General features: G+C 41.3%; 14 protein-coding genes. 7 read left to right on the forward strand and 7 right to left on the reverse strand.

Annotated elements, in window-relative coordinates; translation table 11 throughout:
* Nucleotides 1-260 precede the first annotated feature (260 nt).
* From DUT71_RS05320 to DUT71_RS05350, 7 genes are all read left to right on the forward strand, one after another.
* On the forward strand, nt 261-563 hold the full coding sequence (locus DUT71_RS05320) for a hypothetical protein (protein WP_113661475.1): 303 nt from the start codon (nt 261-263) through the stop codon (nt 561-563).
* A gap of 139 nt (nt 564-702) precedes the next feature.
* Nucleotides 703-1053 carry a hypothetical protein gene (locus tag DUT71_RS05325; protein WP_113661476.1) on the forward strand — a complete coding sequence of 117 codons (351 nt, stop codon included), beginning with the start codon at nt 703-705 and terminating at the stop codon, nt 1051-1053.
* 190 nt (nt 1054-1243) lie between these two features.
* Complete coding sequence (locus tag DUT71_RS05330) at nt 1244-3637, forward strand: TonB-dependent receptor (RefSeq protein WP_113661477.1); 2394 nt, start codon at nt 1244-1246, stop codon at nt 3635-3637.
* Nucleotides 3638-3660: 23 nt separating this feature from the next.
* Complete coding sequence (locus DUT71_RS05335; RefSeq protein WP_113661478.1) at nt 3661-4569, forward strand: DUF4625 domain-containing protein; 909 nt, start codon at nt 3661-3663, stop codon at nt 4567-4569.
* A gap of 42 nt (nt 4570-4611) precedes the next feature.
* Nucleotides 4612-5325, forward strand: coding sequence for a DUF4625 domain-containing protein (locus DUT71_RS05340; RefSeq protein ID WP_113661479.1), 714 nt, complete (start codon nt 4612-4614; stop codon nt 5323-5325).
* Between the two features lie 353 nt (nt 5326-5678).
* On the forward strand, nt 5679-6155 hold the full coding sequence (locus tag DUT71_RS05345; RefSeq protein WP_113661480.1) for a DUF4625 domain-containing protein: 477 nt from the start codon (nt 5679-5681) through the stop codon (nt 6153-6155).
* Nucleotides 6156-6161: 6 nt separating this feature from the next.
* Complete coding sequence (locus DUT71_RS05350; protein WP_113661481.1) at nt 6162-6845, forward strand: hypothetical protein; 684 nt, start codon at nt 6162-6164, stop codon at nt 6843-6845.
* 108 nt (nt 6846-6953) lie between these two features.
* Here DUT71_RS05350 and DUT71_RS05355 read toward each other — a convergent pair whose 3' ends face one another.
* From DUT71_RS05355 to DUT71_RS05385, 7 genes are read right to left on the reverse strand one after another with little or no spacing between them, the layout of a single operon-like run.
* Nucleotides 6954-7721, reverse strand: a complete 768-nt coding sequence (locus DUT71_RS05355) for a glucosamine-6-phosphate deaminase (RefSeq protein WP_113661482.1) — start codon at nt 7719-7721, stop codon at nt 6954-6956.
* Nucleotides 7722-7759: 38 nt separating this feature from the next.
* Complete coding sequence (locus DUT71_RS05360; protein ID WP_113661483.1) at nt 7760-8407, reverse strand: carbohydrate-binding family 9-like protein; 648 nt, start codon at nt 8405-8407, stop codon at nt 7760-7762.
* 18 nt (nt 8408-8425) lie between these two features.
* A complete protein-coding gene (gene nagA, locus DUT71_RS05365; RefSeq protein ID WP_113661484.1) occupies nt 8426-9625 on the reverse strand; it encodes an N-acetylglucosamine-6-phosphate deacetylase in 1200 nt (399 codons plus the stop codon).
* 6 nt (nt 9626-9631) lie between these two features.
* Nucleotides 9632-10954 (reverse strand): sugar MFS transporter, encoded by a 1323-nt coding sequence (locus DUT71_RS05370; protein ID WP_113661485.1) that lies wholly within the window; start codon nt 10952-10954, stop codon nt 9632-9634.
* Nucleotides 10941-13508 carry a family 20 glycosylhydrolase gene (locus DUT71_RS05375; protein WP_162795948.1) on the reverse strand — a complete coding sequence of 856 codons (2568 nt, stop codon included), beginning with the start codon at nt 13506-13508 and terminating at the stop codon, nt 10941-10943. The genes DUT71_RS05370 and DUT71_RS05375 overlap by 14 nt, the downstream gene beginning before the upstream one ends.
* 1 nt (nt 13509) lies before the next feature.
* Entirely contained in the window at nt 13510-15057 is a 1548-nt protein-coding gene (locus tag DUT71_RS05380) for a family 20 glycosylhydrolase (protein WP_240186865.1), read from the reverse strand.
* Between the two features lie 7 nt (nt 15058-15064).
* Nucleotides 15065-16510, reverse strand: a complete 1446-nt coding sequence (locus DUT71_RS05385) for a T9SS type A sorting domain-containing protein (RefSeq protein WP_113661487.1) — start codon at nt 16508-16510, stop codon at nt 15065-15067.
* Between the last annotated feature and the right edge of the window lie 8 nt (nt 16511-16518).

The following is a 16518-nucleotide window of genomic DNA, read 5'->3' on the forward strand; positions in this document are numbered from 1 at the left end:
TTTTTATTGCTTTAAGATGCCCAATCGAGTTGAACATGACGTACCATTAGCACCACAAGCTAACTAAACACCCAGTCCTTGCTCTTTGTTCTTTGTTCCTTGCTCCTTGTTCCTTACTCCTTACTCCTTACTCCTTGCTCCTTGTTCCTTGCTCCTTGCTCCTCAGTATCAATTCTATGTTAAGCCAAACAGTTAACATTAACAAAATGATAATATACACTTAACGTCACAATGCCCTAGCTTTGCAAAAAGCCCATTCCATGAAGAAAGACAAACAAAAAGCCCAAGTTAAAGCCGATCGTAAAAAAGCAGAAAAAGTAATTAAAGCCACGCTAATTACCGAGCTCACCACCTTAGCCAGCAAATTCGCTGAACCTTCAAAGAAGCTAAAGAAACTGATCGAGAAATCAGCATCGGCATTTGCCAAAGAAATCAATAAAAACATTAAGCCTGCTGAAAAAGTAGCTACCGAGAAACCAGTAGAAACTACCGAAACTGCAACGCCAGCCAAAGTAAGCAAACCACGTGCTGCCAAGAAAACAGAAAAGGAAACAGCAAAATAGTTCTGTTAATTTATTGCACATAAATAGCTGTAGCGGTGCTGCTTGCATCATTATGGCTATTTTATTTTACGCACTATTTGTTTAAAAATTGAATTTCTATTTCATTTAGCAAATAATTAATTGCAACTTTGTATCAATAATGCAAAGGAGAACAACATATCGTAAAAAGGCAGCAAATCAATTTGCGGCATTTTTGTTAACGATATTGTTCTTGGCCATTCCGCTGGTGCAAACCTTGCACACACACCACGCCAGCAGTTTTTTCAGCAAAAACAATACAGAGAAATCATTTACCGATGCTAGTGAGAAGTGTCTCATTTGTGAGTACACTGCCGAAATAAAAGGCAAACAAATTCTCATGAGCTATCCACCAGTATTGGATATACCTACACAAGTATGTGCAACGCTTAACAGTTTTGTATATACCCGAATTTATAAGTTCACCCTACAGAACTTTTCCAACAAAGGCCCTCCCAGCCTTTTAGCTTAATTTTCTTTTAAGGCAACATACCCTGGGTATGCCCTGTCTGTAATCCGTTTATTTTTTAACTGAAAATGCCCTAGGGCGCTTTCTCCAAGCTATTTCTTGCTTTTGGTGATGACTTGCATCGCTATGTGTTAAATGTCATTATTTAGCGCTAGCCGGTTATATCGCCAAATGCTGAAACCAATTATTTCTGATGAAAAAATGGTATGCATTATTTTTTAGCTGCTTTTTAGCGAGCAATGTTTTGGCGCAAACTACCGAAGTGTCGGTATATGTAAGTACTGCACAACAAACCGCCGTTAAAGGTGCTAAGGTATCTTTAAACCAAGTTACAGTACTTACCGATGCTACTGGGACCGTTGTACTCAAAGACATCCCTTTGGGAAATTATGTACTAACCGTGCAAGCTACGGGCTATGCCGATTATGAAAAGCGTATACAGCTTACTGCAGCCAACAAGCATATCCATGTAAAGCTTAAGCCAGAAGTCACTTCACTTAAAACGGTAGTGATCAACAGCAATGCTCAAAACATCAAAAAAAGCAGTGAAGCCAGAAGCATAGAGGTGGTAGACCAGCGCTTTGTGCAACAACACTTGGGTGGCAGTTTAATGCAAACTTTAGATCGCCTACCGGGGATCAGCAATATTGGTATTGGTTCAGGCCAGTCTAAACCGCTTATCCGTGGCTTGGGCTTTAACCGGGTGGTGGTGGTAGACAAGGGCATTAAGCACGAAGGACAGCAATGGGGTGCCGACCATGGCTTGGAAATTGATCAATTTGCCGCTGGCGAAATTGAAGTCATCAAAGGGCCTTCCTCCTTTTTATACGGCGCTGATGCCATTGGAGGTGCCATTAACCTCAAGCCCATTAACATTCCGATGGGCCAAGGTTTTGGGGGGAGCATTAACCTGATTGGCAAGTCTAACAACGATCATTACGGTACTTCTATCAACCTTTTTGGTAGCAACAAGAAATGGTTTTTCGACAGCAGGGTCACTTACCAAAGCTATGCCGATTACCGCGTACCTACCGATACCGTTTATGTGTACGACTTTGCCGTTGGCCTGCATAAAAATAGATTACGCAATACTGCTGGCAGAGAAACCGGATTACATTTTAACACTGGATATGTGGGGCAACATTTTAAAACTTCCCTGCATGCCAGCAACAGTTATGCTAAAAGCGGCTTTTTTGCCAATGCGCATGGTTTAGAACCTCGCAGGGTTGATCAGGCTTTGCATGACCGTTCCAACCGGGATTTGCTTTCGCCCTATCAACGCGTTAATCACTTTAAGCTCATTAGCCGTACCGAAATTAGCCACCTAAGCAGTAAAACAGAGGTAGAACTGGGCTTTCAGCGAAATTTCAGACAGGAGTTTAACCACTACGTTAATCACGGTTATATGCCTCCCGTTTATCCTATCGAGATGAACATTCCTCAGCATTTAGAACGGGAATACGACAAGTTCATCTACTCGGGTAATTTAAGACATAGTTTCATGCTAAATCAGCATCAACTACAAATTGGTTTAAATACCGATTATCAGGACAATAGCATTAATGGCTGGAGCTTTTTAATCCCAGGTTTCCAACAGTTCAATACTGGCTTATTTGTGTATGATAAGTATGTGCTGAACCATCAGCTCATTTTGCATGGCGCCTTGCGTTACGATTATGGCCATATCCAATTTGAAAGATATGATGATTGGTTTACTTCTGAACAAAAAGAAGGGAATACGACTACCATTGAGCGTTTAACCCGTGCCGCTAGTTTCAGTAGAGATTTCAACAGCTTTGTATGGTCGGCAGGCATGAACTATAACCCCGGTAAATTGGGTTTTAAGGTAAATATTGGCAAAAGTTTCAGGATGCCAATTGCCAAAGAGCTGGCAGCAAATGGTGTAAACTACCATTATTTCAGTTACGAAAAGGGAAATGCCAATTTAAATGCCGAGGTAGCTTATCAAGCTGATTTGGGCATTACTTATACCGAAAAGAAATGGGGAGTAAGCTTTAGTCCGTTTTACAACTATTTCCCTAACTATATCTACTTAAATCCAACCCCTTACCACGATTATTATTATGGTGCAGGCAACCAGGTATTTGAGTACACCCAAAGCCGTGTAATGCGCTATGGCGCCGAGCTTAAACTTAACTACCAGTGGCTGCCTAGTTTTAGTACCGAGCTTTTGGGCGAATACTTGTACAGCGAGCAACTATCAGGCGATAAAAAGGGTTTTACTTTGCCCTTCTCTCCTGCTCCTTCCGCACTGATTAACCTTACTTGGTCGCCAAAACTATCGGATAAACTGCGTAATAACTACCTATCGGTAGATTACCGCCTTACTGCTTCACAAAACAATATTGTACCGCCGGAGAAGAAAACGCCTGGCTATCAAGTGGTGAATGTGCAAATGGGCACCACCTTAAACTTGAGCAAACAAGTATTTGAACTGAGTGTACAGGCACAAAACCTGCTCAATGCCAAATACCTCAATCATACCAGTTTCTATCGTTTAATCGAACTACCCGAGGCTAGTCGTAACCTCATCTTATCTATCAAAATGCCTTTTAAAATCAATTAAATAAATCACTAACAAACATTAGCATGAAAACAAAACATATGCTGGTAGCCTTTTTGGTCTTAGCAGGCACCTTTACCGCATGTAAAAAAGACAAAGCCGAACCTGAACCAGCAAAGCCTAGCGTTCAAAACGTTGAAATTGGCTATGCCAATAATAAACGGGCAATACGGGGGCGAGATTTCCACCTGAATGCAGATGTATTGGCAGGCAGTAAAATCACCTCTGTAATGGTCAAGATTTTACAGAAAACGAGCCAAACCTATACCGCTAACTGGAAATTAGAAATCACCTGGGATGAGTTTAAGGGCGTAAAAAACACCAATGTGCATAAACACTTTACCATTCCAGCCGAAGCGCCAGAAGGCACCTACGACTTCTTTTTTATTGTAAATGATGAAAATGGTAGCAAGCTTGAACTAAAGGAAGATTTCGTGATCATCGATGCGGCAAATATGCCTGTAGATCCTATCGTAGACCGAGATATCTTCTCCAGAAATGGCACCATGATCTACTACATGAATACCTATGTAGAAAATCCTTTGGTGTTTAAAAAGAATGATGAGTTTACCGCTCGTACGCAAATCAAGCAAATTCAGGGAGATGGGATCCTATATACCGTACTCATCAACAGAAAGCTGAACTATTTCCCTGAAACGGTTGGTCAATTGGACCCAGAAAAAGGGATCATCATTTCCAAGATAGAACATAAAGGCCTTGGACCCGCATCAAGTATCACCACGCTAAAAAATGTAAATGGTGTTTGGGGCGGCGACTCCATTTTTATTGGAGCGCAAAATGACGGTATTGGCAATGCCATTTCTGGCGAAAAAGCATGGGCTTCGGGTCAGTATAATTTGGTGATCCTTTACCACAACTCTACCTATAATGTCAGTACGCATAAATCAATTCCCATCACCATTAATTACGAATAATAAATCATATCCATTAACCATTTAATATCAAATTTTAATCAAATGAAAACAAACAAATTTCTACTCTTAGCCTTACTTTTTGTTACGGTGTTAAACGCTTGTAAAAAAGACGACGATGAGGTGATTACACAAGCGCCTAAAATTACGGCACTTGAGATTGGCAGCAATAATAACAAAACCGCGTACCCGGGCAACGACTTACACGTGGAAGCAGCCATTGAAGCACTGGGAAACATTGCTGAGGTAAAACTAGAAATTAACCCAGTAAGTGGCACAGGTTGGAAACTAAGCACTACCTATACCGATGGTTTCAAGGGGTTAAAGAATGCAGAATTCCACAAACATATTGACGTGCCAGCCACTGCCGCAGTGGGTAATTACAAAGTAGTGCTTACCGTAACCGACCAAATGGGTAAAATCACTAAAGTAGAATCAGATTTAAAAGTAGTGGTTGACCCTACTCTACCCTCAGTAACTAACCTTGAAGTGGAATATGAAGGCAACGATGAAATACACCTTGATGCTACCGTAAATGCGCCTGGAAAAATTGCTAAAGTAGTGGTTGAAGTACATGGTGGTACTTATAACAAAGAGTTTGAATTTACCGATGCCGCTATGGTTGGACAAACCACTTACAAGTTCCACAAACACGTACACATCACTGGCGCACCAAACGGGCACTACCATATTCATGTAAAGGTGATTGATCAAGCGGGTAAATCCATTGAAGTAGAAGATCATTTTGATAAGAAATAAGGCAGTTTTTAGTTAGGAATTAGGAACAAGGAGCAAGGACTTAGTTGGTGATTAGCTAATAAGCTAGTGGGATGATGGGATAATTTGATGATAGGAATAAATAGCACTGAACAATCTCTTCCCTTGGAGGGAGATTAAGAGGGAGGATTAAAACTGATGAATACTTTCCTCCCCCTTGCCCCCTCAGAGAGGGGGATAAGAGACAATGCGAATGACATAATTAAACGAATAACCCATTTTACACCTTAATTTACTAATGAACTAGTAAGAAACACCTGGTCTTTGTTCCTTACTCTTTGCTCCTTATTCCAACTACTAACTACTAACTACTAACTACTAACCACTAATAAAAAATGAACAAATTAAAAATCACCAGCCTCGCCATCATCCTCCTTTTGGGTATCGCAAGCGGCTGTAAAAAAGGCAAAGAAGAGGTCGATACCATTTATCCTACCATTTCCATAGAAGCGGCGAATGCTTTTCCCAAGCAATGTAGCATCCTTAAAAGAGGTGAAAAATTTATCTTTAGAGCTGATTTATCAGATAATATCGCTTTAGGCTCTGTAAGTGTGGATATCCACCATAATTTCGACCAACACAGCCACAGTACCGAAGTATTAGGCTGTAACATGGATACTAAAAAGACCCCAGTTAATCCGTTATTATACATTAAGGACTTCCCCATCCCCAGCGGACAAAAGAACTACCAAATTGCACAGGAAATTGAAGTGCCCGCCAATGTAGATCCAGGCGATTATCACTTCTTAATTAGGTTAACCGACCAATCAGGTTGGCAAACCATCAAAGGTTTAAGCATCAAAATACAATAACGCATTATGAAACCAATTAAAGCATTATTCATTATCCTATCGGTTACCTTCATGAGCAGCGGATGTAAGAAAGACCACCATCACGACGAAGCCACACCTGAAAAACCGTTTGTGATTACCGAACATTACATTGCCGGAACACTTAGCCCAAAAACAGGAAGCAAGTACACCAGTGTATTCTTTATCCAACTTTTAAAAGATAACAAAGCTACCTTCATCAACTCCTCAGCAAACAACCTAGCGGGAACCTATACCCTCACCGATACGGAATTGGTTTTTGAAGTAACAGGCGGCAACGCCCGTATCGCCAAGTTTACCCTAGATAAAGACAAAAAAGTAACTAGCGCATACTACAAAGCGCTAACGACCGAATATGAAGCAACAGGCGAATTACTTCCCGTAAAAGAAACCAATGAACTGGTTGGAAAAACCTTTAAAGGTGATGAGTATAAAATGGGCGAAGTAAGCAATAGAACTGGCCTAAGCTACAGTTTTGGGGCTAACGCCTATGGTTCTGGAACTGATGTTGCCACCATCGACAAAACAACCAATAATTATACCCTTATTGGAGGTAGTGGATTTAAATATGTAAATGGTAGCACTGTAGAGCTGGGCTTTGTTTCCAATAAAAAGCTCACTGTTTTCAGACTAAGTGGCCTGTATTATTATGGGAAGTACCAGCAACAGTAAATAAAGATCGTTCGTTTAGGTTAGTTGCAATGGCCCCAGTGGATTCTGGGGCTTTGCACTTTTTCTATTCAAAAAACCTCGTAGGTTTTAGAAACCTACGAGGTTTAACTACTTATCTGATCGTAGCAGTCTACTACTGTCTTGATCCAAAAACAACACTGCCTTAGGATGTGTTCTTAATATCGTAGCTGGGTTTTCGGTACTGATTTCACTGTTCAACGTATGAGCTACCGCCTGAGCTTTTGTTGGTCCAGGCACTACACAATTAATATAACCAGCACTCAACAAAGCTGGAATGGTTAAGGTGAGCGCTTGTTTGGGCACTTCATTTAAAGCAGCAAAACAGCCGTCATTTACTTGCTGCTGCCTACAAACCTCATCTAAAACAACCACTTTTACTATTTTAGGATCTTCAAAATCAGCTACTGGAGGGTCGTTAAAAGCCAAATGTCCGTTTTCGCCAATTCCCATGCATACCACATCCACAGGATACTTGGCCAATAAAGAAGCATATCGAGTACATTCAGACTCTATATCATCGGCATTGCCATTCAGGTAATTCACCGACTTGAAATTGAACTGGCTAAACAAACGTTCTTTCAAGAAATTCCCAAAACCTTGTGGGGCATCGGCAGCTAAGCCAATATATTCGTCCATATGAAAGGCATTGATCCGTTGCCAATCAAGGTTCTCGTATTTTAGAGACTGTAAAAATTCGTTTTGCGAAGGTGCTGCGGCAAATATTACATTTATTTCTGCTTTTGTGCCCAGCAGCTTGTTCACTTCCTTCGCAAATTTTTCGGCTGCTGCTGCTCCCATTTCTTCTCGGGTACGGTATATTCTGGTATCAAGTTTATTTTCGTAATCTGTGGTCATAGTGGTATTTATGTTAATGCTTTAATGCCGTCTATCAACTAACTGAAGGCTAATTCTCCAAAAAAGTCTTTCCGATGAAAGTCGGGCTGTTCCGCTTCAATCATGTTCCAGGTTAAAAAATGTGGTTGCGGTAGGCCATCGCCACACTTATAGAAATTGCCTTTGGCTTTAAGGTGATGGAAGGAATCCAATTGATGTACCATAAATATCTCTTTAGGGATCACCAGCATAATTTCCCAATCAAATCCATCGTTACCGTTTAGCGTACTGTTGGCATTTATTCTGGAAGAAAAACTGAGCTGCCTGATCACTTCAATAGGCAGCAGTTTCCTGTTATTACGATCAGCACCGTAACCTATTTTGGTAAAACCTAAGCAATTAAATTCCAAGTTATAATAGCCCCAATCGTCAAAAGCGATAAAGAGCTCTACACAACTATCGTTATGGATATTGCCATTGGTAACTTCATTTGCGGCAAGGTATTTTTCGGTAATGATGTATTTTAACAAGATGGCCTGTCCATTGTGGGCCATGGTAAATTTGGCCTGTACATTGGCCTGATAAGCGGGCCAGGGGTTACAATCAATAGGTATAGCCCTCAAATGGTCCATCAATTGATTGAGTTTTTCTACCTTTTGGGTATCTTCTGTTTCTAAAAAAGGGATCTCTAATCTTCTCACGCTCATTTCCGCTGTGTATCGGCTTTAAATTTTGATTTCATCTTTTGTATAAACCACGTTTCCTTTCACTATGGTGGTTTTAATGTTGATATCATCGTCAAAAATGACAATATCCGCATCTTTGTCCTTCACCAATTCGCCTTTGGTTTCTTGGATATTCAGGATTTTTGCCGGTGTTGCACTGGCCATTTTAACGGCATCCAGCAAAGGCACTTCGGCCAGTTTAATCATATTTCTCACCAAACGATCTGTAGTGGCAACACTGCCTGCAAATGCGGTACGGTCTGGCAATTTGGCTACACCGTCTTCAATAATTACTGCTAAACCGTCTTTTAAACTACCCAATATGCTTTTTCCTTCAGGCATGCCTGCCCCCCTCATGGCATCGGTAATGAGGGCGGTATTTTCTGCGCCTTTAATTTTGTAGATCAACTTCAATAAAGGAGCTGGTAAATGTACCCCATCTACAATAATCTCCACGGTCATGCCATCCAACAAATAGGCGCTTTCAATAGCTCCCGCATAGCGGAAAGCATTACGCCTGGAAACACCCGACATACAGGAGTAAAAATGTGTGGCATGGGTAAAACCTACCTTATAGGCCTCTACTACCTCTTCATAAATGGCATCGGTATGAGCAATAGCAGCAAGCACGTGATGTTGTTGCAAAAATTTGCCAAAGGCAATAGTGCCAGGTAGTTCGGGTGCTGCACTCCAACGCTTGATATGTTTGGATGCCGCCAACACTTCTTGGTACTCCGCTGGATCTGGATTTCTGATGTAGCGGGGATCTTGGGCACCCTTTTGCGACATCGCAAAATAAGGGCCTTCAATATGTATCCCTACGAAATCAGCTCCTAGGTGGCTTACCGCTAGAGCTTGCTCGTAAATATCCAAGGTTGCCAGCAAGTCTTCCTTTTCACAACTCAATGTAGTAGGCATTAAGGCCGTAGTACCATATTTGGCATGTGTGTTGGCAATAGCTAAAAAAGCATCCAAGGTATTGTCCATAAAATCGTGGCCACCACCACCATGAACGTGCATATCAATAAAGCCAGGTGAAACATAATTACCGTTGGCATTGATCTCCAATGCACCTTCCACAGCAATATTGTGGGCGCTAATCTCTGCGATCTTTCCATCAGCAATAATTAATGTCCCTTCCTTTAATAAACCAAAGGGAGTAATAATTTGAGCATTGAATATTTTGGTATAATTTTTCATGATAGTTTATTTTGTGGTCCAGCTTTTTATTTTGTGGCCATAGAAAGCGTAAAAAATAAGGTAAACGTAACACGGTATCAGTACCCAATAAGCCTCTCTTAATCCATGTTGATCTGCCCAATAACCGTATAAAAGCGGCATAATGGCATTACCGCAAAGTCCCATGATCAGCAGCGAGGCTCCCGTTTTGATAAATCTGCCGAGGTTATCTAGCGCCAAGGGCCAAACGCCAGCCCATATCATAGAATTGGCAAAACCCAACAACACAATAAACCATACGGAAATATCTGTTTGGTGACCAAACAAAACAGTTTGTTTGGAGAACAACAGAATGCAGCAACTTAGCACTAAGCCTAGCACAGTACAAATCTTTAAAGCTTTTAGCTGCGATAATACTTTGGGGATAAAGGTAATCCCTAATAAATAGCCAACAATGGTGGCCGTAAGTGTATAAGATGGAAAGGTTTTGGCTTCCATAAAATCCATGCCGTGGTGGGTGGCATAATTTACGATACTATCTACCGCAATTACCTGCGAACCCACGTGAAAGAAGATCGCAAAAGCCCCCAATACCAAATAAGGAAAATCGAGAACGCTGCTTTTGCCCGCATTGGTGCTCAAAACCTCTGCCGATTCATGATCAGTATCTATTTCTGGCAAAGGAGAAAACCTTACAAAAAGCCCCAAAACCAACAGTAGTGCGGCTACCACACCGTACGGAAGCACTACCCTTTGAATAAGCGCATCCAAGGCTTGGGCTTTTTCCAGGCCCTGCAGCAATGCAATTTTTTTAAACAGGGTACTATCGGTTGGGTGCAAAACTACTGCCGAAAACAGCAACGGCGCAATAATGCCTGCCAGTTTGTTGCAAATGCCCATAATGCTGAAACGTTGGGCAGCTCGTTCCTTGGCGCCCAAAATGGTGATGTACGGATTGGCCGCAGTTTGTAAAATGGCCAAACCTATGCCCAATGTAAACAATCCCGTCAGAAAAATCCCATAAGTTCTTGTTAATCCGGCAGGTACAAAAAGTAATGCACCTATACACATCGCCCAAAAACCAAACATCATTCCTTTTTTAAACCCTACTTTTTTTAATAAATAGCCCGCAGGCAACGACATCACCAAATAAGCAATGTAAAAGGCAAAGGCCACCAGGTAAGATTGGAAGTGGTTAAGCTCGCACGCTATTTTAAAGAACGGAATAAGAATAGCATTGATCCAGGTAACAAAACCGAAAATGAAGAACAGCAGCCCTATAATTGATATGGATACCACACTGTCCCTTTTGGACAAACTACTCACCTGCACTGCTCTATTTGGTTCCATCGTTATTTATTTTATCGGTTTTGGACAATTCGCTACCTCTGCCTGCGTGGTTAAAAGTTCTAAAAATTAATTGGCCGGCCATATTTACCGGCTGCGTATATCGGGGGCTTTTCATGGTTGGTACGGAACCATCCACGGTGTACCTAATGCTAAATCCAGGTAACTGGACGTTTGCAGCTACTTTGCCATTTTCAACTTTCAAACCTGGTGTAGGAATACGGTAATTGAAACCACCGGCATAGTGGTCCAGTCGTTTAAGCTCTCTTTTTCCTAAATTGTGGTAAAAGCTAGAAAGTGATTGCTCATACTGTTGTTTGGCGAGGCTTTCGTTGGTTTCCTCGGCCCAATCCGGACTTTTTGCCCAAGCTCTTTCGGCCAAAGCCAATAATCTGGGCAACAGTAAATATTCCAAGTGATCTTTATTTTTGATGGTTTCAGACCATAGCTGGCCCTGTAAACCAACAATATTGCTTTTGCCTGTAGCAGTAAGTTTTTCTGCTTCATTTAGCACCTTTTCACTAAGTTGCCTACCTAAGTAATTTTTCTGCTGATTTTTCAAATAATTATAGGGAATGAAACTGAAAGGTTTGTCGAGTTCCGTAAAACCTCCCCAATAAAAACCAGGTTCCTGAAATTTCTTAAAGTAGGCCATATCAAAATAAAAAGTGCTTACAAAGGAAATGATGACTTTATAGTTGCCATTGGCCAAGCGGTAGGCTAAATCTTCGTTGCCCAGCAAGTTATTCCATACGTTTACATGCACGTTCTGATTACTGAATTGATCGTTTACCAACCACTTAGATTTACCATTTTCCACGGCTTTTTTTAAGCCTACCTCTTCCCAACCTGATAAATAAAGCCCCTTCTTTTTAAGCATGGTATTCACTTTACCAAAATAGTAGTCCCAAAGGTCTGTGGTAGTTTGTATGCTTTTATCTTGTTGTTTTAGTGCATTAAATGCAGGAGATTTTTCCCAAACGCCCTTAGGTACCTCATCACCACCGAAGTGAATCGTTTCTAAAGGAGCATTGGCTTCGCGGTACATGGTGATGATTTCATCGGTCACTGTTTCTAAAAAGCGGTACACCGATGGCATGGCTACGTCCATCACGTTGTCGTTCCATTTTTGCACAGAGCGATAAACCGACTGATCTTCGGGATGGTGGAGCAAATACTGTTCTGCAGCAGTTTTATTTCCTTTTTTCAATAAATCTTGATAACGTTTATCCATGGCCTTAATAGCAGCTCTGGCGTGCCCCGGAGTTTCTATTTCGGGAATAACACGGATATGCCTGGCTGTAGCGTAACGTAAAATCTCCTTAAAATCTTCTTTACTATAATAACCACTTCCAGGCAGTTGATCTGCATAAGGTCCAGATCCGTACGCGGGTTGCAAATGACTTCCCTTGGCATCCAAATGTGCACGCTTGGCACCCACAAGGGTAAGTTCTGGTAATGCTGGTATTTCTAACCGCCAGCCTTCATCATCGTTCAGGTGAAAATGCAGGGTATTGATCTTGTACAACGCAAAAACGTCCAACAGCTTCAATATCTGTGCTTTTGGCTGGAAATTCCTAGCTACATCAAGCATAAAGCCACGGTACCCAAAACGCGGACTGTCCGTTACTTCTACGCCAGTTAAAACAATGGTCTTATTTTTGTTACTTGCAAATGCGGCGGGATCAATCAAAGTTTTTAAAGATTGGATGCCGTAAAAAATACCGGCATTGCTACCTGCTTTAATAACTATTCCATTTTCATTTACGCTTAGGCTATAGGCTTCATGTGCCGAACCATCTTTCAACAAACTAATCGTAGGCTTTGCATTGGAGAGTTTACTGGTGCCAATTTTTTTGCCAAACAGCTTAGCAAGATCAGTGGCCAATAAATTGGCTTCATTTTCAAAACCGGCTTCATAACCAATGGTCAGCTTTGCACTTAAAGCCAGCGACTTTGCATTTTCCTGATAGCTTATTGGTGTAGGAAATACCTTCGCCAATTTGTTTTCGCTTACCTCGGCAATGCTCTGGTTGGCCTGAAAAATCATTTCGGGCGTGGTTTCCTTGTCGCCACCTACCCTATAAAACTTTTTTTGATCAGGAGGCGCTATAAAGCCTACTGGCTTAAATGGTACAATTTCATTGGTGCTGTCCCAAACCAGATAAAAACCTTGAGGCGAATCTGAAGTGTTTACCATCCAAGCGTTAGCGAGCATTTCATATTTTAAACTTTCTCCTGGTTTAAGTCCTTTAAAATTCTTACCGGGTGTAAAACAGGATAAATCGCCATTGAGATGAGCCACATCAAACGCTTGGCTGGTGGTTTTTGGGCTAATCACCCTAATAAAATTGAAGTACAATTTCCATCCTTCTTTTGGCAAGGTGGTTTTGCCCACATTCTTGATTACCAATACAGATAGCCCCTGTTCGTCTTTCAGGTAGTTATTTTCGAGTGGTTGCCAAGTAATGGCCAAATCTAAATCCTGCACTTTTTGGATTTGTGCAAATGCTATAGTTCCAAACAAGCTGAACAATATGGTATATAGAAACTTCATCTTAATCATTGGTTTTACTTCTGGATAATCGTTGGATCAAGAGCTTGATTTTGGCATTCCTCAATTGGTTTTCCTGATCAAGTTCTGCATCGTATAAAACATGTTTATGGAGTGCGATAAACCTTTTGTCCAGTTTTGCGGTATCTATCTGCTGCAATTGTTTGAGGATATCCGGTATCCTGCTTTCCCTAAAATCTACACTGTTCACTTCTATTTCGAGAGCCATGTAAGTGAGGTACTGCACTCTGATATCGGCCATTAGGCGATAATGTTCAAATTCTTCTTTGTTTTTTAAGGGCTTAAGCTCATAAAGTTGATTTACCGCCAGCTTAGCACTATCCAGTAGCTGAAGGATGTTTACGTTTTTATTGCTCACCACACCTTGGTTAACCTCATAAGGAGCTTTGGTGAGTGCATCCCAAAAGATTTTACTTTGTGTTTCGTTAAACCCGTAATTTTTAAGGCTGTAGTTTTTGGCAAATTGCTCAATGTTTAATGGTTCTTTCGCTTTTAGGGCTTCAAAATAAGCATCAATAAGCATGTTAAAGCCTGTAATGGGATACACCCTTCTAATGGCATATAGGTCTACAATATCCCTGGTGGTTTCAAACACAGGAGAATACAATCCCGAAGTAGACCACGAGGTCATGACAATACCTTTGTAGCCGAAGTTACGGGCCGTTGGGATAAAATCTTTGATGTTCTTAAAGTGCTTTTCCCATTGGGTTAAGAAATAGTTATCCGGATGGCTTCTGATAGCGGGTGATCCCCATATCTCAAAACCGCTCTGCAACAGCTTGCTGTGATCGCCAAACATGTTAATGTCCCAGCCGTAATTCCAATCGATAAAGATGGTTTGTTTCGGTAAATACTTTAATGCATCTGGATATTTAATGGCAATATCAGCCCATAGCACGGGTGTTTTGCCCAAGCTTACCACCAAATCGCAAAGCAATTTGATATAATCGCCATACAAACGGCCCTTGCCCAGTTCTTGTGCTTTCTTCTTTGATTTTTCGGAATGTCCGAGCAAATAGGTTTCATCACCACCAATATGGATATATTTAGAGCTGTGGGTAGAAATCAAATCGGTGTACAGATCCTTAAATAGCGCCTTGTTTAAATCTTCTTGTAGCGGATCAACCTGCGAATAGTCTTTTTGGTCTTCTCTTTGGTTTTTGTACCGATAGTTGCGCAGGATATACTCCACGTGGCCAAAACTTTGCTGCAGCGGAATTACGTCAATATGGATGGATTTGCAGTAGCCGATAAAATCCACCACCTCTTCCCTGGTATAGGCAAACCTGTTGGCAATCATCGGATGATTCTTAAACGGATAGGTGGCCTCCCATTCCATCACCAAGGTATTGACACCATTTTCGCTCAGCTTTTTGGCAAACTGTTTTAATGCAGGCATTTTCATCACTTGTATCCTAAGATCTAAGTGAAAGCCCTTTACCAAAAAGTCATTGTTTTTAGGGTTTGCCTGTGCTAACACCAAACTTGCGAAGAGTACGAAAATTATACTGAGAATGTGTCCTTTTTTCACCTGAATGTTATTTAATAAACTTGAAACTTTTACTTTGATTTCCTACTACAATGCGGGCCACATATAATCCTGCCGGAATATTGCCAAGGTTGTAACTGTAGTTGTTGACTTGTTTTTGATAGTGTATTTTTTGGTTCAGTACCTTCTTTCCCGAAAGATCGGTAATGCATATATCTCCATTTCCAACGGAATTGGCCAAAGCCGAAATATGGATGGCATTGCCTGTTTTAGAGAATTGGATATCACTGCCTAATTCAAAATTAAGCCAGGCTACCTTGTCAAAAGTTGTGGTTTTCCCATCCTGATCTACCTGTTTAATTTGGTAATAGTTGTTGCCAGCCGCTGGGTTAAAATCCGTATAGGTGTAGTCGTTCTGCACACCGGCCACTGCTTTGCCTGGCACTTTGGCAATGGCTTCAAAACCATTTGAACTTTGTGTTTTTCTCCACACTTCGAAATAGTCATTATTTTTTTCCGAAGACGTTTGCCATTTAAGAAAAGCGCTATTTGACCGCTTAATTGCTACAAAATCCACAAAGCTTACTGGCAGCGTACTGGTAGGAATAAACCTGATATCGAAATTGCCAAATCTGGTAGTCGCTAAAATCCCAGCTGTACTTCTAACGCCTTGTAACATGATGCTATTAAACTCAGTTCCAATAGCCATCTCGCCAGTGCGCGGAAAATTAACCAATGATGAAGCTCCCATAATTCGTGCGCCGTTTACCCAAATATTAAAGGTTCCCGATGGCAGCGTGTAAGTGTTGCTACCTCTCACATATTGGTGCGCACTGCTGTGGTTGTTGGCATATATCTCCAGGTCGTAATTGCCGCCATTTTTACTAAAAGTAGCAGAGTTGATGGTAATTGGCGCACCATCAGTACCACGATAAGAGAAGGTGATGGTGGTGCTGGTTAAATCCCATCTCAAATAATTGAAAATGCCGGGCACAGTTCCTCCTTGTAAAATGGCTGTATTGTTAAAGATGTTGTTTCCTTCGGTTGCGCTAGCACTGTTCCCAAAAGCATAGGTAATTGCACCGGTACTTGCCGTAGTATTATCAAATGACATTTTAAAAAAGGTACTGGTAACCGCACTTAGCCCCTGGATATTATATAAAGATAATTTGTTTGGTGCAGAAGTAGAATTGCTTGCCGTTAAGGTAACTGATGCGGGCAAACTATTAATGGTAAAACCGCCCGAAGAACTTGCGCCGGTATATACCCTTGCGTAACCACTTGCCGGATAAGCTAAAAATCCGGGTACGGCACTGGTAGATACTGATGATTTTGACGTACCTGTTGCATTGTAGGTACTGCCGTTGTTCCCCGTGCCACTACCAAAATCATAATTAAATGGCGTATTACCCTCTCCCTGCCAAACACCCTGCGCATCTGCGTTAACAAGTTGGCCCAGTAATAACGATGCGATGAATAAACATTTCCTTTTCATGATGCGGC

Source organism: Pedobacter nanyangensis, from assembly GCF_003313505.1.
GTDB classification, from domain to species: Bacteria; Bacteroidota; Bacteroidia; order Sphingobacteriales; family Sphingobacteriaceae; genus Pedobacter; species Pedobacter nanyangensis.

Bases quoted from the DNA above. Each gene is read 5' to 3' on its own strand.
- DUT71_RS05320 (WP_113661475.1), top strand. From the start codon at position 261: ATGAAGAAAGACAAACAAAAAGCCCAAGTTAAAGCCGATCGTAAAAAA.
- DUT71_RS05325 (WP_113661476.1), top strand. From the start codon at position 703: ATGCAAAGGAGAACAACATATCGTAAAAAGGCAGCAAATCAATTTGCG.
- DUT71_RS05330 (WP_113661477.1), top strand. From the start codon at position 1,244: ATGAAAAAATGGTATGCATTATTTTTTAGCTGCTTTTTAGCGAGCAAT.
- DUT71_RS05335 (WP_113661478.1), top strand. From the start codon at position 3,661: ATGAAAACAAAACATATGCTGGTAGCCTTTTTGGTCTTAGCAGGCACC.
- DUT71_RS05340 (WP_113661479.1), top strand. From the start codon at position 4,612: ATGAAAACAAACAAATTTCTACTCTTAGCCTTACTTTTTGTTACGGTG.
- DUT71_RS05345 (WP_113661480.1), top strand. From the start codon at position 5,679: ATGAACAAATTAAAAATCACCAGCCTCGCCATCATCCTCCTTTTGGGT.
- DUT71_RS05350 (WP_113661481.1), top strand. From the start codon at position 6,162: ATGAAACCAATTAAAGCATTATTCATTATCCTATCGGTTACCTTCATG.
- DUT71_RS05355 (WP_113661482.1), bottom strand. From the start codon at position 7,721: ATGACCACAGATTACGAAAATAAACTTGATACCAGAATATACCGTACC.
- DUT71_RS05360 (WP_113661483.1), bottom strand. From the start codon at position 8,407: ATGAGCGTGAGAAGATTAGAGATCCCTTTTTTAGAAACAGAAGATACC.
- nagA (WP_113661484.1), bottom strand. From the start codon at position 9,625: ATGAAAAATTATACCAAAATATTCAATGCTCAAATTATTACTCCCTTT.
- DUT71_RS05370 (WP_113661485.1), bottom strand. From the start codon at position 10,954: ATGGAACCAAATAGAGCAGTGCAGGTGAGTAGTTTGTCCAAAAGGGAC.
- DUT71_RS05375 (WP_162795948.1), bottom strand. From the start codon at position 13,508: ATGAAGTTTCTATATACCATATTGTTCAGCTTGTTTGGAACTATAGCA.
- DUT71_RS05385 (WP_113661487.1), bottom strand. From the start codon at position 16,510: ATGAAAAGGAAATGTTTATTCATCGCATCGTTATTACTGGGCCAACTT.